The organism is Chitinophaga eiseniae (assembly GCF_012641265.1).
GTDB lineage: Bacteria > Bacteroidota > Bacteroidia > Chitinophagales > Chitinophagaceae > Chitinophaga > Chitinophaga eiseniae_A.
Genome location: NZ_JABAHZ010000001.1, coordinates 1,205,293 through 1,230,538 on the forward strand (window position 1 = coordinate 1,205,293; position 25,246 = coordinate 1,230,538).

The window sequence follows — 25,246 nt, forward strand, 5'->3', positions numbered from 1 at the left end:
TACTATATGCACCTGATTACTAAAGCCGGGCTGGCCCTGGCCGCCGTGGCATGCCTGGCCGTGACCTTTCATGGCTGTAAGCCACTCAAAGCATTCTATACATTCCCGGAATACCGTGGCCATCATGACTTCCACTATGCTGCTCCCGTTTATGATCCTGCAAAAAAGACCGTCTTTATTGTGGCAGACAACCGGGGTACCGAACTGTTTGATATGATGGCGCCTTTTTATCTTTTCCAGGCTACCGGGAAAGCGAATGTGTTTCTTGTTGCGCCGGAAAAAAAGCCGGTGATACTACGTAAAGGGTTATACGTATTGCCGCACCTGAGTTTTCAGGAGGCGGCCCTCCTGCCCCAAAAACCTGATGTGCTGGTTGTACCAGCGTTATCGGCCATGGACCGTCAAGGGCAGGACAGCGCTATCGTGCGTTGGATACGGCAGCAATATGCCGATTCAACCCTCCTGCTCTCCGTTTGCCAGGGGTCCCTCACGATGGCTGCTACAGGGTTATACCATGATAAACCCATCACTACCCATGCGTCCGAACTGCGGAAAAACCAACAGCAGTTTCCTGAATTGGCCTGGGTGCGGGATACCGGTGTTACCGCAGCCGGCAATTGTTACAGTACCGCCGGCGTAGCCAATGCTGTAACAGGCAGCCTCGTAGTGATCAAGCGTTTATTCGGCACCGTTATACTACGTCAAGTTATCCAGGATATTGGCTATCCGTACAACGACGTTTCCCTGCGTCATCAAAGCCTTGAGGTGAACGGTGCTGCCAAATGGCGCATTGCACGGAAAATATTTTTTGGCGCCAACCAGCATGTGGGCGTATTGCTTACCGACGGTGTCAATGAATTACAGCTGGCGGCTATTATGGATACCTATTACCGTACTTTTCCGGCGTCTATCCGTTCTTTTTCTGCCGGTAACCGCCCGGTGGTATCCAGGTTCGGACTTACCCTGATTCCTACAGGTAATACCCGTGAACACCCGCTGGACGAACTGCATGTACCTGGCCTCCGGGAAGCAGGGGTAGATGAATGCCGGCAGCGAAATCCCCGTTTGCAGGTCATTCCCTACGATACTACCCGCCACCCATATACCATCAACGTTTGCCTGGCCCGCATACGCCAACAGTATGGACCTTCTTTTGCCCTTATGGTAGAGCGGATGCTGGATTATCAGCCCTGACTTTTTCCCTTCATAACAAGACTTCCTGTTTCGTCACTTGTGGACGCCATATCTATTCAATAATTTTGTTGAATAGTTAAATATCCCCTACTTTTGTCAAAAAAAGAGCTTATGAAGTATTTCTCTTTGTTGATGATGGGGTTAATAGCCTGTATACAGGGCTTATCAGCGCAACAAAAAGCGGAGCCATGGACACCTGCCCAGTTAATGGCGCCAGCGGTATTGGCAGATGCCATTACCCATCAAAAAGATGGTAACCTGCTCATTTTATCCGTAGGTCCGGGCGCGATTATCAAAAACAGTATTGACATAGGCCCGGCATCAGATGCAGAAAGTTTAGCCAAGCTGAAACAGGTATTGAAAACCACCGACAAAAATAAAGAAGTGGTGATCTACTGTGGCTGTTGCCCATTTGATAAATGCCCGAATGTTCGCCCGGCATTTAAAACGTTGACGGAAATGGGATTCAAACAGGCAAGGCTATTGAATATTGAGAAGAACGTGAAAGTGAATTGGATCGATCAACATTATCCTACTCAAAAATAGTGTGCCGGTATGATGAAGCGGGCGTTTAAGGACAAAGTGTATGGCGAGTTATCGAAGATCACGAAGGCGATGGGCAATCCCCATCGCCTGGAGATCATTGATCTGCTGGGGCAAGGTCCTTTTTCAGTAGAACAGATTGCTAACCATACGGGCATGTCGGTAGCCAATGCTTCTCAGCATTTACAGGTATTAAAAAACGCGAAGCTGGTTTGCATTACGCGGGATGGCAACTTTATTTTATATTCCCTGGCCGGCGAAAACGTGTTTAATGCCTGGGCGGCCTTGCGTGCGTTGGGCATTGTGTATAATGCCGAAGTAGAAAAAGTGGTGAGTGATTTCCGGAAAGGATACGGCCCTATCGAAAGCATTGATGCCGAAGGGCTGATTGTTCTGCTGGAAAAAGACAAAGTAATTTTGCTGGATGTACGATCAGCGGAAGAATATAACCGGGGACATATACACCGGGCGCTATCTGCCCCGATAGAGGAGTTGAGCAGCATCCTGAAAACATTACCCAAAAGTAAAACTGTGATCGCTTACTGCCGTGGCCCCTTCTGTGTGTTTGCCGATGAAGCCGTAGCCTTACTGAAGAAAAAAGGCTATAAGGCGCAAAGGCTATATGAAGGTTTCCCTGACTGGGCTGCGAAGGGTTACCCGGTTGCCATCAAATAATCAAGCTATCGTGGAGATCAAATTGGGATTGAAAGAAAACTGGCAACAATTTGTGTTGCTGGTGCTGGTAAACTGCCTGGTGGGGGGCATGGTGGGATTAGAACGTACCGTAGTACCCCTCGTAGGATCAGAAGAATTTAAGATTGCCTCCGACATTGTTGTATTCTCCTTCATCATTGCTTTTGGTGTGGTGAAAGCATTTACCAACCTGGTATCCGGCGTACTGGCCGACAAGCTGACCCGTAAGCGGGTGTTGATACTGGGATGGATCATTGGTTTGCCCGTACCTTTTTTGCTCGCCTGGGGACCGTCGTGGAACTGGATTATCCTGGCCAACGTATTACTGGGCATGAGCCAGGGTTTCACCTGGTCGATGACCGTTAATATGAAAATTGACCTGGTAGGTCCCAAGAAAAGAGGCCTGGCCATGGGGCTCAATGAAGCCGCCGGTTATGGCGCCGTTGGCCTAACGGCATTACTCACCGGTTATATAGCGGCGCAATATGGATTAAGGCCTCACCCTTTCTATATCGGTATCGCCTATACGATTCTCGGGCTGTTATTGTCTATTTTCATTATCCGCGATACGCGTCCTCATGCTGCGCTGGAAGCCAGCCAGGTAGCTATTACCACGTCCGGGGAGCGACCACACCGGCCCAACCTGTGGTGGGTATTTAAAGAAACCAGTATTAAAAATAAAAACCTGTTCGCTGTATCTCAGGCCGGGCTTATCAATAATCTCAACGATGGTATGTCGTGGGGGGTATTCCCGTTGCTTTTTGTTTCCGCGGGTGTGGGCCTGGAGGGTATTGGCTGGATAAAAGCTATTTACCCGGTGGTATGGGGTTTGGGGCAGGTAGTAACGGGGCCGCTGACGGATCGTATTGGCCGGAAGCCCTTGATTGTATGGGGGATGTTTACCCAGGCCGCCGGCCATGTAGTGATTGGATTGTTGCTCTTCTCCCCCTTTATGTCTGGTATAATAGGCTCCGTGTTGTTAGGTGCTGGCACTGCGATGGTGTATCCTGCGTTGCTGGCCGCGGTGAGCGATGCGGCGCATCCTTCCTGGCGGGCATCTTCCCTGGGGGTATATAGATTTTGGAGAGATATAGGATATGCCGTGGGCGCCGTCATGTCGGGCATTGTAGCGCAGCTGGCGGGGCTGGTTTGGGCCGTGCATATTGCCGGCATACTTACTTTTTTATCGGGTGTATGGGTGTTACTGAAGATGAAGCGGTATAATCCTTAGATTTGTTTTCCACCACCACCTACCGTAAACTGACTGAAGCATGTTAACATACGAACGTAAAACTCCATTAGACCTTGATTGTGGCATTACCGTATACATGAAAGTACTCGGCGCCAAATGGAAGCCTTGTATCATTGATATGATCGATAAGGGGTACCAGCGCCCCAGTGAAATGCATCGTTACCTGAAAGAGGCTACGCCACGGGTACTGGATATGCAACTGAGGGAGCTGGAAGCTATAGGCGTGGTACAGAAAAATCAGGGCCCCGGCTTCCCGTTAAAAGCTAACTATACACTGACTGACCTGGGACGCTCCCTGCTCCCGGTAGTACAGGCGATAGACACCTGGGGAAAAACATATGCCGGGCAGGTAAAAGAAGCGGTTGCCTATACCGAATAATTTTTCGGTTATTGATTGTTCCTCCGCCGTTACGGAATTTTGTTGCAACAAATCCGTATCACACATGAACAAGACAATTAGCCAGGGCGCATTTACATCGAAAGACCTACTTTATATTTCCGGTTGGCTGGGCATTCTCTTTATTACCTGGACCTTCATGCACGGAGCAGATAAATACCTGGAGTTAACGCCGGCAGCGCTGGGAAAATACCTGCCGGTAAAATGGTTCCTGTTACTGCACATTACCGCCGGAGGAGGTGCGTTGGTGCTCGGCCCATTACAGTTCTGGGGCAGGTTGCAGCGGAATGCCCGGCTGCACCGGTTGATAGGCTACCTATACTTACTCGCCATACTAAGCAGCAGCATTTGTGCCGTGGTGCTGGCATCTACCAGCGCCTATGCATTGGGCTGGGCCTATGCTTTTTCCCTGCAGATCTGGGTATCTGTATGGATCACTACTACCTTCCTCGCCTGGTGGCTGGCAATGAAACGCCGGTTCAAACAGCATAAAGACTGGATGGTTCGTAGCTACCTGGTCACACTCGCCTTCGTTGTTTCGGGATTAATTCTGAAAATGCCCTGGGTAGAAACGCTGGGAAGTTTCACGATAGTGGGACCCAGCTTCTTCTGGCTGGGATGGTCTGTGCCGCTGTATCTATATGAAGTAATTAAGGTGTGCAAGCCCTGAGCTGTCGATGTTATGGGGCTATAACAGGCTCATCAAAAATATTCCCCGCATGCAACCCACGCACAATTATTTGAGTATTAGCACTGTTACAACAATTTACTACGATACATTATGAATTTAAATGACTATATTTAACCCGGGTGATGATGATTTGGTACAGGAAGCAAGCTTCCCGCACCAGGCAGCGCACCCGTCATTCATACACAATTAATGTCGCCGGCAAAGTATGCGCATCGCCCATTTGATCCTTACCTACACTGATCCGCATCAAACGGAAAGGATGATCAAAAGATTATCTCATGAGAACTTTGACTTTTATATTCACGTAGATAAAAAGTTTGATATACAGCCACATTTATATTTGGGTACATTGCCTAATGTATATTTTATACAGAACCGGCAAAAGGTTACCTGGGCAGCATTCAGCACGGTATTAGCTACTTTTGCCTGTATCCGGGAAATTGCAGCTACAGGAATACGTTATGATTTTATCAACTTCCTGAGTGGCCAGGATTATCCGATTAAGTCGGCCGATTATATCAACGACTTCCTGGAAGCACACCGGGGAAAGGAATTTATAAGTTACCGGGACATTATCAACGACTGGAAAGAAGGATGGATCCGGCTAAGAAAATATTACCTGACAGCATTTAGTTTTCCGGGGAAATATAGCCTGGAAAACGTGATCAACAAAGTGTTTCCGAGGAAGAAGATCCCTTACGGACTGCATCCCTATGGTGGTTCTATGTTCTGGATGCTAAGCCCGGAAGCCGCTTTATATGTAGTGAACAGGGTTACGGCCGATAAAAAGCTCCGGCGCTTCTTTTTCTTCAGCTGGGCGAGTGATGAGGTCGTTTTTCAAACGATACTAATGAACTCTCCCTACCGGGATAAAATTATTAACAACAGCTATCGTTATATAGATTGGTCGCGGGGTGGTGCAAATCCCAAAGTGCTGAATGCCAGCGATGCTGAAAAGTTATTGCAATCTGACATGCTTTTTGCACGTAAGTTTAACATGACTCAGAGCCCGGAAATACTTGATATCATTGATGAATATATACCGACCGATGGCAAAATTAATTCATATAAAAACGTTTAAAGACAATAGAGGATCATTAACAGTATTGGACGATGTGGTACCCTTTGAGATAAAAAGGCTTTTTTATATTTACTCCGTAGACAACTCCTCCAGGGGAGGCCACCGCCACCATACTACCGAACAAGCAGCCATCTGCATCCAGGGTTCCTGCCAGATCAGCAGTCATAACAGTAAAATCGAAGAAGAATTTGTCTTGGACCGTCCTGATAAATGCCTGTTGTTAATGCCCGAAGACTGGCACGTCATGCATAATTTTTCGCCCGATGCCATCCTGTTAGTATTGGCATCTACGTCCTTTGACCCAAAAGACTACATTTATGAGCCATATGATGCCATATGAACAGCCGTTTACTCAAAAGCATAGCGCTACGAGCCATGCCATTCCATACGAAAACCTGAAGCGGCTTAACCATCCTTTTGAAGAGCAATTCAAACAGCAACTGGCGCATGTCCTGGAAAAGGGCTGGTATATCCTGGGCGAAGAGGTAAACCATTTTGAACAGGAATTTGCCGACTATCACGGGGAGGAATATGTAGTAGGTGTAGCCAATGGCCTCGATGCCCTGATCCTTTCCCTCCAGTGCTGCGGCTTTGAAAAAGGCAGCGAAGTCATTGTCCCTTCCAATACTTACATTGCCACCATTCTCTCTATCATTCACTGCGGGCTGGTACCGGTGTTGGCCGAACCTGCCATACGCACCTATAATATAGACCCTGCCGCTATTGAACCCCTGATTACGCCGAAAACGGTGGCCATTATGGTGGTACATTTATACGGACAATGCTGTAATATGGGACCAGTGATGGATATAGCCACCCAACATGGCCTTAAAGTAATTGAAGACTGTGCCCAGGCACATGGCGCCCGGTATAAACAACAACTGGCCGGCACCTTCGGCGACTTTGGCGCCTTCAGCTTCTATCCTACCAAAAACCTGGGCGCCCTTGGGGATGCCGGCGCGATTATCTGTAAATCCAAAGCCGACTACCTGAAGCTCCGGCAACTCCGGAACTATGGCTCAGAAAAAAAATATCACAACGGTGTTATCGGGTATAATTCCCGGCTCGATGAGCTACAGGCAGCTTTCCTAAGAATTAAACTTCCCGCCCTCAACAGCATCAACGAACATAAAAGAAAACTGGCAGCCATTTATGCCGCCGGCCTGGATGATCAGTTTATAAAACCTGTGGTAGACCCGGATTATTTTCACGTCTATCATATCTACAACGTACTCCATCCGAAAAGAGACGAGCTGAAAAAATACCTGGCTGATCATCATATTGCTACGGATATTCATTACCCGGTAGCGCCGCATGACCAGCCAGCACTGAAGGGACACCTTCCTCATTATCATTACCCCATTGCTGAGCGTATTCACCAGCAAACGTTGAGTCTTCCCTGCTCTGTTATTCATACCGAAGCGGAGATTCAACATGTGGTAGCCGTTATGAATCAATTCCCGGGATAAGAGAGTTCTCCCAGCACCATGTCTAGATGCATCAGCAGTGCATCTGCATTTTCTTTATTAAATACCAATGGTGGTTTTATTTTGAGCACATTATGTAACGGTCCGTCTGTGCTGATCAGGAAGCCCCGGTCTTTCATTTTCTCTACCACCACATCTATCTCCGGTACGGCTGGTTCCAGCGTTTCGCGGCTGCGCACCAGCTCCGCCCCGATGAATAATCCATGTCCGCGTACATCGCCGATAATCGGGTGCTTTTGCATCAGTTGTTTCAGCCCTTTCAAGAAATACGCGCCGGTATCGAGGGCATGCTGTTGCATTTCCTCTTCCTGTATGGCTTTTAGCACGGCTCTTCCGGTGGCCATAGATACCGGGTTTCCTCCAAAGGTGTTAAAGTATTCCATGCCGTTGTTGAATGCTGCTGCAATAGCCGGGGTGGTAACTACCGCTGCCAGGGGATGTCCATTGCCAATAGGCTTACCCAACACCACGATGTCGGGAACTACCTCCTGTAGTTCAAAGCCCCAGAAGCAACTGCCCACACGTCCGAAGCCCACCTGTACTTCGTCGGCGATGCACACGCCGCCGGCAGCCCTCACATGTTGATATACTTTTTCCAGGTAGCCGGCAGGTAGCGGAATTTGTCCCCCTACGCCCAACAGGGTTTCACAGATAAAGGCGGCTACGCCCTTTCCTTCTGCCGACAAGCGAGCGATAATATTAGCCACATCTTCTGCATAAGCTGCGCCGGCATTCTCCTGCCCATAGCGGAACTCGCCGCGGTACAGGTCGGGATTCACCGCTTTATGCGTATGCGGTGGTTTGCCAAAACCACCTTTGCCATCAAATTTATAGGGGCTCAACTCCATGGCCACCGTGGAAGTACCATGGTACGCATGATCCAGTACAATCACATCTTTCTGTTTGGTAAAGTGCCGGCTCATGCGGATCGCCAGGTCGTTGGCCTCACTACCGGAGTTGGTGAAGTAACACACCTTCAGCTCTCCCGGCAGCGTGGCGGTCAATTCTTTGGCATAAGCTACCAGGTCGTCGTACAGGTAACGGGTGTTGGTATTAAGCCTGGCGGCCTGCCGCTGGATAGCCGCTACCACAGCAGGATGACAATGCCCTACATGACTTACGTTGTTTACGCAGTCTATATAAGTGCGGCCTTTTTCATCATACAGGTATTGCAGTGCTCCTTTCCAGATTTTGAGTGGCTGTTGGTAGCTGATACTGAGGTTACGGCCAATGTGTTGCTTTCTTTCTTCCAACAAGGGCTTGTAATCATCGCTGGTGTTTATCAGCGAAGGCAGGCCGGCTGCTATCCTGAAGGCGTCTTCTGCCGCCAGGGGATTGATTTTGATCAGTTGATACAATAATGTCCAGGCGCCCTTCTCGGTAATAAAATGAAAATTGTTATTACTGCCTGCAGCTGCCTGCTTGGCAGCGTTGGTAACGCTAATGCATAAACGCGCAGCGACCAGGTAGTACAGGCTGCTGATTTCGGCTGATGTCAATGGCCACTCTTTGTGGTAACCTGCTACTACTTTCGCGGCCGCCACCAGTGGGTCGGACTGGTGTAACATGGCGTATGTACAAGCTATGGCTACGTTGTTGACCAGCTGGCTGTATACCATATCGCCGAAGTCGATGAGACCTGTTACTGTTTCTCCATTGACCAGCAGGTTATAATCGTTGGCATCATTATGAATCACTGCCATGCGCAGCTGTGATAATTGTGGCACCATTTCCGTTTCAAACTGCAACAGGAAATAGGCCACCATACGGCGGCGTTCATGGTCTTTGATAGCACCCAGGTGTTCCCGGGCAGCCAGGGCATTCCGCAGGTCCCAGCTATAGATGCGGTAAGCCGCGGGATGCGCAAAACCATGCAATGCTTTGTCCATTTTTCCGAGAAAGTTACCCAGGCTGTTCCACAATGCGGGGGTATGTGCCTGCGCCTCTACCCATATTTTGCCGGGGAGAAAAGTAAGTACCCGCATATACCCGGTCGAAATAGCAGTGATTACTTCCCCACGTACATTGGGTTTTACCTGCTGGAAACCTGCTGCTACCGGGGAGTTAGCCAGGTGTTCCAGCGTTTTTATCTGCGCGTCCAGCAGATGCAGGTCACCTCCAGCATTCCCTACCTTGCAAACGTATTGCTGACCGGCACTATCTTTCAGCAGATAGTTGCGTTCTTCATAACCATCCAGCGCCTGTACGCTGACGTCCATTCCATAATGCTGCTGCAGGAGCGCTTTCATTGCCGATATCTCCATAATACTTTATTTACGCTGTAATAACAATAATATATGTGCTGCCGACCAGCTGAAATTCTTTGCATTCAACCCTTTCCCGGTGAGGGGATGATAGTTTTCATACAAGGGATGATTATCCTTCATTCCTTCTGCATGGTCCCACAGCTTTGTTAACAGGGCATCTGCCTGTTGCTGGTATCCATATGCCTTTAACCCTATGATACCAAAATAAAACTGGTCCAGCCATACCGGTCCGCGCCAGTAGCCCTTGAGGGGATCGAAGGCGGGATGATCGGCTGCCAGTACCGGCAGGGGCACTTTAGTATTAAACTTCGCCGGCTGCTGCATGACGGCCGCCACGCCCGCTGCCTGCGCCGGCGTGGCAATACCCGCCCACAGCGGTATCCAGCCTTCCGCCCCCTGTATTTTTACCAGGGAACCGTGACTATCATAATAAAACCCCGTAGCCGTATCAAAATATTGCTGATTAATTTTTTCTTTCAACGCCGCCGCCGGAGCCGTCCAGGTATCTTCCAGATGCAACAGGGCGGCCATTTTGCCAAGATACTGTTTTTCTGCATAGAGGTAAGCATTCAAATCGACCGATGACTGATCCAGCGACCAGGCATGGTCGTGGTTTTGCTGCATACGGGCATGGTCGAACCGTACCGCATTGTCCATGCCGCTTTCCCAGGCGGCGGCAATGCGGGTGCCATCGGTAGCGCCGTACTCGCAAAGGCTGTCCCGGTCGTGATCCCTGTCGGCGTACCACCACTGATGATAACGTACCAGTGGTGCGTACATCTCTCTTACAAAAGCGGTATCGGCGGTATGCCGGAATACTTCCCATACAGCCCATGCGGCCAATGGAGGCTTGGTATCGCGGGCGTTGTTTTCACTGCTATCGGCATAGATACAATCGATCACCATCCCATCGGGTTGCTGGTAATCAAACATGGCGCGGATATTATCTTTTGCCAATGCAGAATGAAATAAGCAGGTGGCGGCAGCCTGTTTCCAGCTATCCCACGCCCAGAAGCCATAGAAGCCCTGGTAGCTGGCGGAAGGAAAAATACCATCATGCTTCAGGTGACCGTATGCACTGCGCCAGTTGGTCATTAATGTCATCAGACATTTTACTTTCAGGCGCTGCAAGGTGGTATCGGCACCCAACAATGATTGCAGGTAGCCATTCCAGCGGGAACGGTTTTGCTGCAAGGCCACGTCAAAGCCGGTAGTGGTGGTGTCCTCTTGCCGGTAGCTCTGGCGCTGCGTTTCCTGCCAATGGCCTTTTGCCGGCAGTAGTATCGTTTTTGCCGACGTATAGCCGGTATCCGTGAAATGGATATCCCATTTGCCGGCAGATAAATAACCGATATAGAACGTATGCCCGTTTACGTTAGTACTCAGTTGCTGGCCATGCTGCTGCCATTCTTTTGATGGCAGGGCTACGCTTCCCTCCCACTGCAGGTGCAGCCGGAGGGGTTTGCGGCCCAGGTTGATCAATTCCGTCTGGAGCATGGCGGTGGTGCGACTCGTGAAGACGAGCCGCATGCGCACCTGTATGTCTCTCAGCCGGTAACTTTGTTCGATCAGGCCCGGGTAGTAGTGTGCAGTGCCGTTTTCCGGATGCCACTCTCTGCCCTGTGCCGACACATGCAATTTCGCGATGCTGTTGCTTATCCAGCGTCCATTCATTTCCATCAGCAGGGGGCCAATAAAACCGCCGTAGTCGACGCTGCGTGCGGGCAATGCGTAAGCATGCCAGGCCCCCATGTCTGAAAAAAAATTAACGGCTACATCAGCATTGTTTTTTACAAAATGTTTTATATCCAATACGTCTGTAAACTGCTGCCTGTCTACCTCTTGCGCTTTTACCCCAAGGGTGCTGCAACACAATAACCACCACCATTTCCTCATACTATTCGAATCTTAGTTTAGCTTGTTGTACCGCGTTCATGCCGGGCGTTAATCTTCTTAATGTAAATGAATATCGATATGGGCGGCAGGGTAATAAGTATGGTGGATGCGGTTTAGCGCCCCAGCTGTTATCTCCCCCTACTCCCTGTTGCAGGTAGTCGATATCCCACCATATCCCGTTTTCATTGAGAATGGAATGGCCATGTTTATTCTGCCGGCGGTCGAAGTCCAATTGTGCCATGTCAAAATGGAGCACGCCGGCGCTGAGCAACGTATCTGACAGGAACATCCAGCCGGATTTATCTTTGTCCTGCATGGCCATCCAGCTCACATCGGTGCGGTGCCCACTTTCCTGCGCACGGGGATAAGGATGGAACAGCGCATCTGCCGGCATCGTATATACGTCGATGTTAGCGGCATATTTCCTGTCCTGGTAGTTATCGAACGGGCCCCGTCCCAGCCAGCTTACCTGGTCGTAGTTGGCCGGTAAGACCATGCGCATGCCCATGCGCGGCAGTTCAGGCAAGGTAGTATCTGCCGGCATAAACTCAGTAGCCACGTTGATATCGCCATTTACAAACACCGTATAGGTGGTGGTATAAGTTACCTTTACTGCCGGCAGGTAATGTATTGTTTTCACCTCCGTACGGGTAGCATTTACCGGTGTAATTTTCAGCAGCTTTAGTTCCGCGTTTTGCAGCGCATGTTGCCAGATACCGCAACGGATTTGCCCGCTGTTGCCAATATCATTATCGGTGGCCGCCCGCCAGAAATTAGGCTGCAAAGGGCCTTGCAGGAGGGATTGGTTGCCGGAGGTATAGCTGTCGAGCCAACCGGTAGTTTTGTTAAACCTGGCTTTGAACAAGGTATTGCCGATTGTACCATCTTCCGTTACCTGCAAGGATGGCCCATCCATCACCTGTTTTACCACCGGTATATAGGTGGGTAATGGATATTGCTCCGTGGCCACTACGCCCTGGTCAGGCGACGAGGTTTCAAAATGCAGGTAATAGTGCGTACCGGCAGTGGGTGTAAAACCGGCCAGGTCAATGGTTAGCAGCGTATCTTTACCCGGCGCCAGGGCCAGCGACGGCACTACGCCGGTGGCGATGTCCGCACCATCTCCCCTGATTTTCCATCGGATCGTATAGGCTTGCAGGTTAGTAAAATCAAACCGGTTAATGATACGCCATTGAGTTCCTGCTGGTCTAATTTGTATGTTCTGGTATACTTTTCTGACTTCAAACGCCTGGGGATGCGGTGTGCGGTCGGCCGCCAGCATGCCATCGGCACAAAAACTGGTATCGCTGGTAGCACCCACCGTGCCCATGTCGGCGCCATAAGCCCAGATCTGCCGCCCATTGGCATCCGTTTTTAAAAAGGTCTGGTCAGCAAAATCCCAGATAAAGCCGCCCTGCAAGCGGGGATGCTGGTAAAATAGCTCCCAGTCATCCTGCAGGTTGCCACCGCCATTACCCATCATGTGCGCATATTCGCATTGAATAATGGGACGTGGGTCATTTGCCGGCAGGTATTTTTGCTGTAGCGTATAGATCGATTTATACATCGGGCAAATGATGTCTGTCCATGGATTGGAGCCAGCCGCTTCATATTGCACCGGCCGGGTATTGTCTTTTGCCTTGATGTATTTATAGGTGGAGATGAAGTTATTGCCAAAACCGCTTTCATTGCCCAGCGACCAGGTAATGATACTACAATAATTTTTATCCCTTTCCACCATGCGTTTGGTGCGATGCAGGTAGGCCTGTTCCCATTCGGGCTTATCTGACAATGTTTGCAGTGGTGTCAGCGACATGCCGTCGCATTCTATGTTTGCTTCATCCACCAGGTAAATACCATATTCGTCGCAGAGGTCGTACCATTCCTCCGTATCCGGGTAGTGGCTGTTGCGCACGGCGTTGATATTGTATTGCTTCATGACTGCAATATCATGGCGCATGCCTTCATGCGATATCACGCGGGCACGGTACATATCGTGTTCATGGCGGTTAACGCCTTTGATATGGATAGGTACGCCGTTTAACAGCAGCTGTCCACCTTGGATTTCAACGGTACGGAAGCCGATGCGATGGGCTATACTTTCCAGCTCGGCGCCATTCCGGTCGTAATGCGTCATCACCAAAGTGTACAGGGCAGGGCGTTCCGCATTCCAGGACCTGATGTCCTTCAACAGCGCATTCATCTCCCAGGTACTATCCTTTCCTATCTGCCATTCTTTTGTCAGGATCGTTTTATCGTGATCCAGTAGCTTCACGCTGATCCGTTGCCCCGCTTCTGCCGGCAAAGGCCGGCGGTTCAGTTGCAGCAACAGGTCCAGGTTACCATCTTTGTACTGGTTGGTCAGCAAGGGTTTGGCAAAGAAATCATATAAGCACAATTTAGGCCGGGCCACGAGATATACACTCCTCTCAATCCCGCTGAGCTTCCACATATCTTGTCCTTCCAGGTACGATCCATCACTAAAGCGGAACACCTGGATGGAAACATTGTTGGCGCCTGTTTCCAGGTAAGGCGTGATATCAAATTCCGTGGGAGTTTTACTGTCTTTGCTGAAACCCAGGTAGTGCCCATTGATCCACAGGTAGAAGAAGGAATTTACAGCGCCCAGGTGTATCCATACCTGCTTATTTTTCCAGTTAGCGGGCAGTTCAAAATTGCGGCGGTAGGAACCAACCGGGTTGAAGTCTGCCGGCACTTTGGGGGGATCCGGTTTGAAAGGATATTCTACATCTGTAAAAATGTAGCTGTCAAATCCTGCTGTCTGCCAGTTTTCCGGTACCCGTATTTTTTTCCATTGAGAGACATCAAAATCGTTGCCGTAAAAATCTCCGGGCCTGGCGCCGGGGTTGCGGGCCATATGAAATTGCCAGGTACCGTCGAGCAGCATAACAGCTGCACGCGCGGAATCCCGGCGTACAGCTGCGGCTGCGTTGGTATAGGGTATGAAATGGGCATGCGGGGCTAAAACATGTTGCGCTACTTTTCCCGGATTTTCCCAATCATTCGTTTGTGCGTGACCGGTAGTAACACCGGCGCATATCGCGAATAACAAACCTATTTTCTTATACATACTTTCCCTTAGTTAGCCATCGGATTATTCACTGTTTCTTTCAGTGGAAGCGGATAGAAGGCTTTGTCGGCAGCGTATTTACGACCGGCTTCCTTCATTTCTGTTTCCAACAGTCCCCATCTGCGCAAGTCGTAATAGCGGCAGTTTTCCAGGGTCAGCTCCATCACTCTTTCATGCATGATCTGTTTGAAGACATCAGCCTTGATGGTGAGGTTTAACGCCGGCATTTTTGCACGGGCCCTTACGTCATTGATAAGTGCCATAGCGCCTGGCTTACCTAGTTCATTAAGCACCTCTGCCTGCATCAGCATTACATCAGCCAGGCGGATCAATGGTACGTTGAGGGCATTGTCGTTCCCTAAACGATCGAGCGATGCAGGGATCCATTTCCTGAAGGCAATCACGCTGGTACCTGCCTCGAAAATCTGGTTGTACGTATATCCGTAGGCGCGGGGATTATTGGCATCGTTGAAATAAGGATCATTGAAAACGAGGTTGGCATATACGCGATGATCGTACAGCTGATCAGTAGCCGTTTTTCCTTCTTTCAGCATTTCCGTGAGTAAACGCGGCGTGCCGTATATTTCGCCATAGCCGCCCATTTGTGAGGCTGCCATCCAATCGGCCAGGTAGGAACCATAGGAAGCGCCGTTGTTTACGTCGGAAGACTGCTGCAATTCAAAGATAGACTCGGCGGTATTTTTACCAACGCCATTGAACATGGACATATAGTTATCTTCCAGGTGATATTGGTTGGAAGACAGTACCTTGCTGAACCAGTCGGACGATTCTGCCAGCAGTGCAGGTGCAGCGCCCTTATCTTCACCAGCGCGGTACAGGTAAATTTTACCCAGGAATGCCTGTGCAGCGCCCCTGGTGGCGCGTCCCAGCTCTGCATCGGGGCGCTCGCTTCTCAGTGGCAGTGCCGCTTCCGCGGTTTTTAACTCGTTACAGATAAAGTCCCATGTTTCTTTGCGATCAGATAAGCCTTTGGGCAGCTCTGCTTCTTTCTGTGGTACTTTATCGCGGATAATGATCTTTTCAAAATCCACCAGGAGCTTGTAGTGATAATAGGCGCGCAGGAAATGGGCTTCTCCCAGGATCTGCCTGCGGGAAGCATCGTCTATCATGGAAGGCTGCATAGCGGCCACGTTTTCCAGTACCTGGTTGGTGTAGTAAATGCCGCGATAATTTTCTCTCCATAATAAATCTATGGCGTAGTTACCGGAGGTAAAATTGAAGTTAAAGTGTTCTATCCACCAGGAATAGTTATAGGCATCATCGCCGGCTTCCACGTAGTCCTCCCGGTAGAATTCGCGCACAGAGCGGGCTTCCACGTAGTTATCCCAATAAATAAATCCTTCCACTTGTGAATAGGCGGCGGCCAGGCCTGACAGGGCTCTCTCTTTGGAAGTCCAGTACAAGTCACTTTCCAGTTTATCGGGGGAACGCTGGTTTAATACATCCTTGCTACAACCTGGCGCAATCGCCATCAGGGCAAGTATCAGTGGTATATAGACATGTAATTTTCTCATCTTGAATAATTTTATGCTTAGAAAGACAATTGCGCACCCAGTATCACTTTCTTGTTCTGAGGGTATGCCATCCGATCCATACCGGTATTGAGTACAGAGGTTCTGCCTATTTCCGGGTCCAGCCCACTGTAATGGGTAAACGTTAACAGGTTTTGTCCGCTGGCAAACAGGCGCAGTTTCTGTATTTTATAACGACCCAGGATGCTTTGTGGGAAGGTATACCCCAGCTGGATCGTTTTCATGCGCAGGTAGTTACCATTTTCCAGGAAGCGGGTAGATTCGCGGGCATTCCTGTTAGGGTCGCCCAATACAGCACGTGGCATGTCTGTATGCGTATTATCCGGTGTCCAGGCATTTAAGGTAGTAGTGAGGAAATTACGGCCGGCATCCATGCCTTCCAGTTCAAAGCGGTTACCATTGTAGATCTTGTTGCCGCTTACGCCTTGCAGGAACAGTACCAGGTCGAGCCCTTTGTAATTGAGCGTGATATTGAATCCATACTCCAATTTCGGAAATCCTGATCCCTGGTAGGTTTTATCATTTTCATCGATCACGCCATCTCCATTGGTATCTTTAAACCGGATATCACCCGCTTTGGCGGCAGGTTGCAGGGGATCGCCTGTTTTATTTTTATAGTTGGCGGCTTCTGCATCCGACTGGAATATACCATCTGCTTCATACAGGTAAAACGCCCCTACTTCTTTACCTACACGGGTTTGGTTGGCAATATGGTCTGCGCCGAATTTCAGGCCGGTACCATATAACGTCTGCCCTTCGTTGGCCAGTGTTACCACTTTATTCTTCACGCTGCTGAGCGTACCGGTAAGGCTGTATTGGAGGGCGCTTTCGTGGTTGCTGTAGGTAAACTCCAGTTCCCATCCGCGGTTGCTGATTTTACCAACATTCAGCGTAGGATTATTTACACCGGAGGAAGGCGGTACTTCTTTGGTGATCAGTAAGCCATCCGTTTTATTGTTAAAAACGTTGAAAGAGCCGCTCAGTCTATTCTGGAGCAGGGCAAAGTCGACGCCTATATTGGAAGAACGGCTGGTTTCCCAATGCAGTTCACGGCCCAGCAGGTCCTGCCCGATGATACCGGTCCACGGTGTGCTGCCACTACCCTGTACATAGCCGCCTAACCAGGTATTGTCGACATACATGAGGTTCAGGTGATCATAGGGCAGCAATGCTTCTTCTGTTCCCAGTTCACCGTAGCTGGCGCGCAATTTCAACATATCCAGCCAGCTAATATTGTTCATAAAGTTTTCTTTCTGGATATTCCATCCCAGGGCTACAGAAGGGAATACGCTGTAACGCTTGGCCAGGTCGAATTTGGAGGAACCATCCCTTCTCACTGATACCTGGATCATATATTTATCATCGTAGGCATAGTTGATGCGGCCGAGCGTAGACAGGCGCACATATTTTGTTTTGCTGCCTCCGGCGCCGAAAGTGCCTCCGAGTGCGCCGTCCATGGTAACGAAAGAGGGATCCAGGAATCCACCGGGCACTGTTTTCTCTACCAACTGACCGTCCTGGATGGTACGTACAATGGTTTTACCATCGGCCGTAACGTTCAGCCAATCGCTGGTAGTTTCCTGTGCCGTATAGCCCGCGAGTACATTGAGTGCGTGTTTTCCTTTATTGAAATCGTAGTAAAGCAGGTTTTCCATCAGGCGTTGCCGGTTGTTGGCACGCTGGTTATAGAGATAAGCATAGGGTACGGCGCCATCGTTGGCGTTGATCCGTACAGCGGGGCGGAAAGCAAAATCAAAGTTGTTGGCATTTACCAGGTTGAGGTTTGTTACCGCTTTCAATCCCTTCCACAAATCAAGGGTTAAGCGGGTATTTACGTTGAAATACTGCGTAGTGTTGTATGATTGGAAATAATGATCGGCGCCTACGGGGTTCTGGTATTTGGGCAAACCGTTTACTGTCAGGCCATATCCGTATTTCTCGCTGCTGTCGAGCACGGGGAGTAAAGGCGACTGGAAATAGGCTTCCCGAAGGGAAAATCTCTGTACCTGTGTTTTAGTTTCGGAGTAGGTCAGGTTAGCTTCTACCGTTAGGATACCTTTTTTGTATTCATTGCGGGAGCGTACCGTTTTCTTTTTAAAATCAGATCCGATGAAATTACCTTTCTCATTGGTAATATCTCCACTGAGGGCATAGGTAATATAATCGCCTCCACCGCGCAGGTTGAGGTTATAGTTTTCGGCATTACCCTGTTGGGAGATTTCATCCTGCCAGTTGGTATTAACGCCGGTATTTTTGGTGACGTAGGCAGGTAAATTGCGGCCGGCATTCTGGTACATCATTTTAAGTACCGATTTATATCCGTCTGCATCCAGGAGTTTGTATTTACTGGTGGGACTTACCAGGCCGTAGTAGGCGTTGAAGTCGATCACCGGTACGCCTTTCTTTCCTTTTTTGGTGGTGATGATCACTACGCCGTTGGCACTGGAAGAACCATAAATAGAGGCCGCGGCGCCATCTTTCAGCACTTCCATGGAAGCGATGTCGTTATTGCTCAGGTAAGTGGGATCACCGGGAGAACCATCGATGATAAAGAGTGGCCGGTGGTTACCAAATGTGCTGAGGCCACGGATGCGTACATCGGCCATGGCGCCAGGCTGGCCACCGGTGCTGGTTACCGACAAGCCGGCTACTCTTCCCTGGAGGGCGTCTACCGGGTTGTTGGTAGCCATGTTCTGGATAGCGGAGCCTTTTACGGAAGAGATGGCGGCGGTAACGTTGCCTTGTTTTTGCGTACCATATCCCACTACTACCACCTGGTCGAGTACTTTCACGGACGCCTGCAGGGTGATGCTGAACTCTTTGCGGCCACCCACAGCAATTTCCTGTGGTTCGTAGCCGATGTAGGCAATTTCCAGTACCGCATTTTCCGGTACGCCGGCCAGTTTAAACTTTCCGTCTTCCGTAGTGAAAGTGCCTTTGTTGCTGCCCTTTACCTTAATGGTGGCGCCGGGAATCAGTTCGCCGGTGGCAGCCTTTACGATCCCCTGCAGGTCCTCCTCCTTTTGCTGCTCCAGGTTTGTTACCGCCGGTGGTGCAGCGGCGCGTTTTACCAGGATAATATCATTGGTAACCCGGTATTCCAGGCCTGCGGCGGCGCAGATATCTTTTAACAGTGTTTCCACCGTACGTACTTTTTTATCGATAGAAAATTTGCCGGTACGTTCCAGGTCGTCGCGGTTATAGGAGAATTTTAACGCGGTATTTTTCTCCAGGTAGCGAAGCGCGTTGAGTACACTCGACTGAGAAAATCCTATTTCGACTTTGTTTTTGAGTCCCTCGGGGATCTGTACCCACGACAGTAAACATACTGCCAGCGCAATACAGCACACACGCCGGGCTATACTCTTGTAATGACAAGAGATGCTTTGCTTTCTCATAACGTCAGAAAGTTTATAGTTTAGAATGGAATAGCAGCCTTGCTGCGCTCACTATTGGTTGATAAATAACTCGTTTCCGGAGATATTAATTTTAAGATTAGTGATGTAAGTAATAGAGGCCATCACCTCAGATAAAGACTTATTCACGAACTGGCCGTTGAAGTGAATAGCCTGATAATTGCGGGGTGCTACATGCACCTTAACACCGTACCAATACTCCAGTAAGTTGGCTATTTCCTGGAGGGAAGCATCTTTAAATAATAATCGTCCACTGCGCCAGTCCGATTCCCTTGCAGTATCAAATGTGCCGGCAATCAGCCCGCCCTGGCTGGTCTTCACCATTTGTCCGGGTAACAGTGCAGTTGCCGCGTTGTTGGCGGCCACGTTCACTTTCCCGGATAGCAATGACACCTGTACATTGTTTTCAAAAAGGTAGGCCCTTACTTTAAAAACGGTGCCCAACACTTGTACAGTTGCCTGCCCGGCGGTTACCGTAAATGGCCGTTTGTCGTCCTTTTGTACATCATACAACGCCTCCCCTTGCAGGATCAGGTGGCGTTCCTGCTGATTAAAGCTGGCAGGGACTTTTAATGTACTGTTGCAGTTCAGGATCACCGTACTCCCGTCTGCCAGTATTACCTGTTTACGAACACTATCCGCATGGTACGTGGTGTACGCCATGGCGGCGCTACGCTCCGTATGCGGTTGTTTTTTCCACAGCCACGCGCCCACGATAGCTCCTGCAAACATGGCTGCCGCGGCCACATACGGCAGGTAGTTTTTACGGCGCGTTACCTGGACACGGTCTGTTTCAATCATTGCGCGAAGCTTGTTGAATTCTTCCTGCTTCTCGGAAGCGTTGAGTCGTACACCCAGGCGCAGCACCCATTCCCTCGCTTTCTCCGTTTCCGGCCGTTTATGAGGGTTCCGTGCAATCCAGTCGTTCCAAAAAGCAACATCTTCGTCGTTACTCTGCAGACAGTAACGTACAAAGGATTCGTTCAGCATAAAATCTTCCGCCATGAAGGCCTGTAGGTTCATGAATTGCCCGTTTAATGTAAAGAGGACCGGTACTTTTCTTTTTTACTAAAGAAAATGAAAATTATTTTACCAAATACCACAGCAAGGTGAATGAGAAGAACGACAAAATCCTGCGAAGCTGTACCATGGCGGCATGCAGGGTATTATAAATAGTGCGTACAGAGGCGGAAGTTTTGAGGGATATTTCTTCCATGCTCATATTTTCATAAAAACGCAGGCGGATAAACTCTTTTTGCCTGGCGGTTAACTGGGCCAACACCTTTTCCATTTTATGGCGTAACTGTATATCAGCTTCCATACCGATAAGCACGGCTTCGTACGGCTGCTCTTCCGGCTCCTGGAACAACTGTCCGGCGTATTTGGCAGAGCGCTTATGCTCTTTGCCCAGCAGTTTGCTGAGGCGGCGTTTGAAACAGATAAAGATATAATTGGGTATATGATCCGGCATGATCAGCTGTTCCCGTTTCTTCCACAGCTCCACGAAAACGTCGTTGATGGCTTCTTTTACCATTTGTTGATCGAGCACCACGGATATTCCATAATGATACAGGTTATCATATAGTTCATGATAGATCTTATACAAGCCATGTTCGTTATGTTGCTGAAATTCGGTCCAGAAAACGGCAAGGGCTTCTCCAGCAGCAGGTTTGCTGTCAGGCACAGGCAAAGGTGCTATATTTTTATGTGGAGAAGACAATGCCACCGGGAACAGGTTATGAGCCGCCAAAGTATTATTTTTCCTGTGAGTAACCTATGTAAAAATTAACCTCAAGTATACATATTTTAACCTTCACGCTCACGCAAAGGCGGTAAGAAGCAAAGAAGCTAAGACATATATTGTTCTTTTGCTTCTTTGCTTCTTACCGCCTTTGCGTGAGCAGCATTCCACGCCCTACTTCACCACCTTGGTAGTGCGATGACTTGTACCATTGGAAATATCAATGATATAAATGCCGGAGCCCAACAGCGACAGGTTGTCCAGCTGTATATGATTGTTTCCTTTCACCACCTGGTTTTGTTGTTCCTTCTGTATATAGCCGTTCATATCATACATGCGTACCAGTATTGTACCCGCTACCGGCGACTGGTAGGTGATATTGATTTTATTGGTAAACGGACTGGTAGCATTCAGCCGGTTAGTATTGATGTTGGCATCCAGTTTTTTTGCCAGCATGGTTCCACCGGTTACTTTGATAGTATAGTCTTCCACCTCTCCCTGGTAGGAGTCTACCCCACAGGGTTTCACGTTGCTGCCATATCCCATTCTTACCCGGAGCAGGGTGGCGCCGGTTTTAGCGTTGGCTGGTACGGTAATGGTTTGGGTAAACGGACCGCTGCCCCGTTTCACAAATATTTTCTCCGTGGTATCATTCAGTTGTTTATCCCCGTTCCAGTCTACCCAGGCCGCCACCGAAATATCCGGCCAGTATTCCACGGCCAGGTTGATTTGCAGCTGGTAAGAGCCGCCGGCTGTGACAGTGGCCGATTGGGCGGTAAAGTCTTTGTAGCCGTCCCATTGGGAGCTGTTGTCGAGATTGGCCAACCGTACCCGGGTAATAGTGTTATAATCCAGTGCGGTGCTGGCGGTACAATAGTCTTGTACGTGTACGCTGGTATCGGCGGTTGCCGGGGCCGACTGACCGGCTTTGATGCTGCCGCCGGGCATGGTGTTGTAGGCGTAATCCATCAGCGTATAGCTGCTGCCGTTAGTGGCTACTTTAAACCTGAACCAGCCATAGAAATGCTCGCCACCGGAAGTGAAGGTAAAGCCGGCATAACCGGTTTTGCCTTTCCACGTCGTATAGGTGGAGGTTACCAGGTTATGTTCATCGGGGTAAGCGCCACCTGCTACAAAATGGGAGGTATCGCTGATAACGGTATTTGGCGCCAGCAGGGAAATGTTTTTGGTGGCCCCATCGCAAACCATAGGCTGCTGATAGGTTTCCAGTCGCAGCTTCCCGCTGTCGGACCACAACCCATAGGCCGCTTCGGGGATATTATCTACCAGGAAATAATACCAGTTGTTGGTGGCATTAATTGTATATACCGTATCGTTTACGTCCATATACTTAATAGTATATGGGTCGCGGAAACTCAGTGCTAACTGTTTCTGGCTGCTGTCGGCCAACTGTTGATTACTGAAGGCGGCGGGCAATATATTGATGGTAACAGCTGCACTGTTGGCGGCCGCGTGACTGGTGGCACTACCTGTAAAGGCTAAACGCGCCGTGGTATTGTTCAGCGCTTTCAGCTCCACTCCTAGCCCCGCCGGCAGGTTGCTGACCGTATAGTGCGTATTGCGGGTAAAGTTACCGCTGCTGATAGCAAAGGTGTTACCGAGGATACCTACTTCGGCGGTATCGCTGAAGGCACCGTTGTTAGCCAGTGTTTCGCGGAACTGCAGCCGGGACCAGGAAAGCGTGGGTGCGCCGGCGTTACCTGCGGCAATGCTGCCATTGGGCGCCTGGTTCCAGGCGTAGTCTTTAATCACATAGCTGTTGCCATCGGCGGCTACCGTAATGCGAATCCAGCCATAGCGGGGTTTACCATTCAACGTAAATTTAACACCTATATAAGCCGTTTTGCCGGCCCATTTCGTATAGGCGTTGCTGTAAATATCATGTTCATCGGGATAAGCACCACCAGCCACGAAATTGGACGTATCGCCGATCAGCGTATTCACCGGCAGTGGGGAGATGTTCCGGGAACTGCCTTCGCAAATGACTGACTTCTGATAGGTTTCCAACCGGAGTTTACCGCTGTTGAGCCACCCCCCAAAATTACCGTCCCCCACGTTGAAACTGAAGTAGGTCCATATGTTTGCACTGTTAATCACAATATCCGGGATATCGTTATACACGATCTTATATGGATCTATGAAATGAATACCCAGGCTGATATATGGCCGGTATAAGGCGCCCACCCCACCCTGGACGGCGGCGTTGAGGAACGTAACTTTTACGCTGTCGCTGCTGTTGGCCGCACTATGTTGCGTGGCATTGCCGGTAAACGACAATACCGCAGTGGTGCTGTTAATCACCTGTATCACCGGGGTAAGACCTGCCGGCAGCTGTTGTACTGTGAAATGCACGCCCTGCACCAGGTTGCCGCTGCTGAGGGCAAACGTAGCGCCACCCAGCAACTTCAGGGTATCGGCCATTGTTAGCGCACCATTGTTCACATCGCTCTCGTTGAATAAAGTGAACCCGGGCACCAGTCGTTTGATAGTATCGGGTAGCAAAGTGGCATCGAGATTGGCGGCCGACCACAAGTTATTACGATGCGCAACGGTGCTGGTCAACGCCGCCAGCATCCGGTCGCTTTGCCCGATGGTAAACATCTTGGTGCAGGAAGAATAGTCCATGTAGTTTTCTACGTTGGCCACCGGACCACAGGAGTTGGCGTTGAGATTACACCCGCCATAGTTTGATAAAGTAGGTGGTGTATCGTCGACCCCATCTCCTGGTGCATTACACCCATTTTCAAAGGTATGCTCCAGGTTGAAGAAATGCCCCACTTCATGGGTCAGTACCCGTTTCATATAGGGGTAACCGTTTTCGGAGCAACCGACACCGGGCGCGCCGAGGTAGCGCCAGTTATAGACCACCCCATCGAGGTGATTGGCCGCTACCCAGTCGTCGGGGAGGTAGGTCCAGCCTGAATTATTATACACGCCTTTCTGTTCCACCTCACTAACGATCCAGATATTGAGGTACTTTTCCGATGGCCAGTAGGAAACGCTTTTCACCGCAGCACCGGATCCATCGGGAGAACGGCCATCCAGGTCGTTGTAGTGATAGGTTACGCCGGTAGTAGGATTCCCTTGCGGGTCGATATCGGCGAGGCGAAAGGTAATGTGCAGGTTAGCCGCCAGCCCGATAAAGCGGGGATCAATCTGGGGATAATCTGCATTGGCCAGGTTATAGTCCTGGTTCAGGATATCCATGGCAGAGCGGATCTGCTCCATGGTTACCTTATAAGGATTTACCGGGTCGTTGACATGAAATACTACCGGGATAGTATATTGTACCGGCTGGGTAGCCAGCGTACGCCGTTGTTCCCGCATTTTAGCCACGATACTGCTGATATAGGCTTCCTGTTTGCGGGCAGCCTGCAAGGAGGCTGGGTGCTTTTTATACAGCTCCTGCATAGCCCTGGAAGACGAGCAGTGGTCGGGCGAGGGAGCCGGCGCATTTTTTTGCTGCGCCGCTACTCCTCCACTCACCAGGAGGCAAAGCAGTGCCGCTATTATCCGTTGAGATAACTGTAACATATAAATGATTTAAACATAAGGGTAAAAGAATTCCTGCCGGTAGCAAGCCTGCTGCCGGTAAAATTGTGACAGCTACTGAATTAGCTGTATGAATAAGGCGCAAAAATTCTACTTCATAAAAATGGTTTTACAGATGAGCTGATAAATCGAACGGGGAGAATTGGAGATAAGGGCTTTCGTCTGCGGGTCATAGAAAATTCAACACCGTTGATCTGATTCTGTTTTGGTTGAAACACCGTGTCCTGCAAGGACCTTCATAAACGGGAATGTGGCGCTGTTCGAATGCTGCTGTTATATACGAATTTAGAAGAATACCCTTGAAAAGTATACGCCAAAATTGATAGCTTCTTTGCCGATATTAACCTGGTATCGCGATAAAATGATAAAAC

Annotated in this window: 17 protein-coding genes; 9 read left to right on the forward strand and 8 right to left on the reverse strand. The window is 49.6% G+C overall.

Annotation, left to right across the window (positions count from 1 at the left end; genetic code table 11):
• Positions 1 to 6 precede the first annotated feature (6 nt).
• The 9 genes from HGH91_RS04725 to HGH91_RS04765 all read left to right on the forward strand — a co-directional run bounded on the left by HGH91_RS04725 (position 7) and on the right by HGH91_RS04765 (position 7,320).
• Positions 7 to 1,194: a DJ-1/PfpI family protein gene (locus tag HGH91_RS04725; RefSeq protein WP_168737275.1), complete on the forward strand. Its 1,188-nt coding sequence runs from the start codon at positions 7 to 9 to the stop codon at positions 1,192 to 1,194.
• 111 nt (positions 1,195 to 1,305) lie between these two features.
• Positions 1,306 to 1,740 (forward strand): rhodanese-like domain-containing protein, encoded by a 435-nt coding sequence (locus HGH91_RS04730; RefSeq protein WP_168737276.1) that lies wholly within the window; start codon positions 1,306 to 1,308, stop codon positions 1,738 to 1,740.
• 9 nt (positions 1,741 to 1,749) lie between these two features.
• Entirely contained in the window at positions 1,750 to 2,412 is a 663-nt protein-coding gene (locus HGH91_RS04735; protein WP_168737277.1) for an ArsR/SmtB family transcription factor, read from the forward strand.
• 10 nt (positions 2,413 to 2,422) lie between these two features.
• On the forward strand, positions 2,423 to 3,661 hold the full coding sequence (locus HGH91_RS04740) for an MFS transporter (RefSeq protein ID WP_317166803.1): 1,239 nt from the start codon (positions 2,423 to 2,425) through the stop codon (positions 3,659 to 3,661).
• A gap of 40 nt (positions 3,662 to 3,701) precedes the next feature.
• A complete protein-coding gene (locus HGH91_RS04745) occupies positions 3,702 to 4,061 on the forward strand; it encodes a winged helix-turn-helix transcriptional regulator (RefSeq protein ID WP_168737278.1) in 360 nt (119 codons plus the stop codon).
• A 64-nt stretch (positions 4,062 to 4,125) separates the two neighbouring features.
• Positions 4,126 to 4,749: a DUF2306 domain-containing protein gene (locus HGH91_RS04750; protein ID WP_168737279.1), complete on the forward strand. Its 624-nt coding sequence runs from the start codon at positions 4,126 to 4,128 to the stop codon at positions 4,747 to 4,749.
• Between the two features lie 226 nt (positions 4,750 to 4,975).
• Positions 4,976 to 5,851, forward strand: coding sequence for a beta-1,6-N-acetylglucosaminyltransferase (locus tag HGH91_RS04755; protein WP_168737280.1), 876 nt, complete (start codon positions 4,976 to 4,978; stop codon positions 5,849 to 5,851).
• The gene (locus tag HGH91_RS04760; protein WP_168737281.1) at positions 5,820 to 6,191 is read left to right on the forward strand and encodes a sugar 3,4-ketoisomerase; all 372 of its coding nucleotides are present in this window, start codon (positions 5,820 to 5,822) and stop codon (positions 6,189 to 6,191) included. The genes HGH91_RS04755 and HGH91_RS04760 overlap by 32 nt, the downstream gene beginning before the upstream one ends.
• Positions 6,169 to 7,320 (forward strand): DegT/DnrJ/EryC1/StrS family aminotransferase, encoded by a 1,152-nt coding sequence (locus HGH91_RS04765; RefSeq protein ID WP_211092199.1) that lies wholly within the window; start codon positions 6,169 to 6,171, stop codon positions 7,318 to 7,320. Before HGH91_RS04760 ends, HGH91_RS04765 begins: the two co-directional genes overlap by 23 nt.
• Here the strand turns inward: HGH91_RS04765 and HGH91_RS04770 are convergent.
• The 8 genes from HGH91_RS04770 to HGH91_RS04805 form a co-directional block, all read right to left on the reverse strand.
• Positions 7,305 to 9,602, reverse strand: a complete 2,298-nt coding sequence (locus tag HGH91_RS04770) for an aminotransferase class III-fold pyridoxal phosphate-dependent enzyme (RefSeq protein ID WP_168737282.1) — start codon at positions 9,600 to 9,602, stop codon at positions 7,305 to 7,307. The two genes, HGH91_RS04765 and HGH91_RS04770, sit on opposite strands and share 16 nt — an antisense overlap.
• A 6-nt stretch (positions 9,603 to 9,608) precedes the next feature.
• The gene (locus HGH91_RS04775) at positions 9,609 to 11,501 is read right to left on the reverse strand and encodes an MGH1-like glycoside hydrolase domain-containing protein (RefSeq protein ID WP_168737283.1); all 1,893 of its coding nucleotides are present in this window, start codon (positions 11,499 to 11,501) and stop codon (positions 9,609 to 9,611) included.
• A 1-nt stretch (position 11,502) separates the two neighbouring features.
• Positions 11,503 to 14,592 (reverse strand): glycoside hydrolase family 2 TIM barrel-domain containing protein, encoded by a 3,090-nt coding sequence (locus HGH91_RS04780; protein ID WP_168737284.1) that lies wholly within the window; start codon positions 14,590 to 14,592, stop codon positions 11,503 to 11,505.
• 8 nt (positions 14,593 to 14,600) lie between these two features.
• Positions 14,601 to 16,127, reverse strand: coding sequence for a RagB/SusD family nutrient uptake outer membrane protein (locus HGH91_RS04785; RefSeq protein ID WP_168737285.1), 1,527 nt, complete (start codon positions 16,125 to 16,127; stop codon positions 14,601 to 14,603).
• A 17-nt stretch (positions 16,128 to 16,144) separates the two neighbouring features.
• Positions 16,145 to 19,543 (reverse strand): SusC/RagA family TonB-linked outer membrane protein, encoded by a 3,399-nt coding sequence (locus tag HGH91_RS04790; protein ID WP_168737286.1) that lies wholly within the window; start codon positions 19,541 to 19,543, stop codon positions 16,145 to 16,147.
• A gap of 51 nt (positions 19,544 to 19,594) precedes the next feature.
• Positions 19,595 to 20,584: a FecR family protein gene (locus HGH91_RS04795; RefSeq protein WP_168737287.1), complete on the reverse strand. Its 990-nt coding sequence runs from the start codon at positions 20,582 to 20,584 to the stop codon at positions 19,595 to 19,597.
• Positions 20,585 to 20,645: 61 nt separating this feature from the next.
• A complete protein-coding gene (locus HGH91_RS04800; RefSeq protein ID WP_168737288.1) occupies positions 20,646 to 21,311 on the reverse strand; it encodes an RNA polymerase sigma factor in 666 nt (221 codons plus the stop codon).
• Between the two features lie 165 nt (positions 21,312 to 21,476).
• The gene (locus HGH91_RS04805) at positions 21,477 to 24,857 is read right to left on the reverse strand and encodes a M43 family zinc metalloprotease (RefSeq protein WP_168737289.1); all 3,381 of its coding nucleotides are present in this window, start codon (positions 24,855 to 24,857) and stop codon (positions 21,477 to 21,479) included.
• Between the last annotated feature and the right edge of the window lie 389 nt (positions 24,858 to 25,246).

Coding starts and splice junctions, on each gene's coding strand:
- HGH91_RS04725 (WP_168737275.1), top strand. CDS start 7: ATGCACCTGATTACTAAAGCCGGGCTGGCCCTGGCCGCCGTGGCATGC.
- HGH91_RS04730 (WP_168737276.1), top strand. CDS start 1,306: ATGAAGTATTTCTCTTTGTTGATGATGGGGTTAATAGCCTGTATACAG.
- HGH91_RS04735 (WP_168737277.1), top strand. CDS start 1,750: ATGATGAAGCGGGCGTTTAAGGACAAAGTGTATGGCGAGTTATCGAAG.
- HGH91_RS04745 (WP_168737278.1), top strand. CDS start 3,702: ATGTTAACATACGAACGTAAAACTCCATTAGACCTTGATTGTGGCATT.
- HGH91_RS04750 (WP_168737279.1), top strand. CDS start 4,126: ATGAACAAGACAATTAGCCAGGGCGCATTTACATCGAAAGACCTACTT.
- HGH91_RS04755 (WP_168737280.1), top strand. CDS start 4,976: ATGCGCATCGCCCATTTGATCCTTACCTACACTGATCCGCATCAAACG.
- HGH91_RS04760 (WP_168737281.1), top strand. CDS start 5,820: ATGGCAAAATTAATTCATATAAAAACGTTTAAAGACAATAGAGGATCA.
- HGH91_RS04765 (WP_211092199.1), top strand. CDS start 6,169: ATGAGCCATATGATGCCATATGAACAGCCGTTTACTCAAAAGCATAGC.
- HGH91_RS04770 (WP_168737282.1), bottom strand. CDS start 9,602: ATGGAGATATCGGCAATGAAAGCGCTCCTGCAGCAGCATTATGGAATG.
- HGH91_RS04775 (WP_168737283.1), bottom strand. CDS start 11,501: ATGAGGAAATGGTGGTGGTTATTGTGTTGCAGCACCCTTGGGGTAAAA.
- HGH91_RS04780 (WP_168737284.1), bottom strand. CDS start 14,592: ATGTATAAGAAAATAGGTTTGTTATTCGCGATATGCGCCGGTGTTACT.
- HGH91_RS04785 (WP_168737285.1), bottom strand. CDS start 16,127: ATGAGAAAATTACATGTCTATATACCACTGATACTTGCCCTGATGGCG.
- HGH91_RS04790 (WP_168737286.1), bottom strand. CDS start 19,543: ATGAGAAAGCAAAGCATCTCTTGTCATTACAAGAGTATAGCCCGGCGT.
- HGH91_RS04795 (WP_168737287.1), bottom strand. CDS start 20,584: ATGAACCTACAGGCCTTCATGGCGGAAGATTTTATGCTGAACGAATCC.
- HGH91_RS04805 (WP_168737289.1), bottom strand. CDS start 24,857: ATGTTACAGTTATCTCAACGGATAATAGCGGCACTGCTTTGCCTCCTG.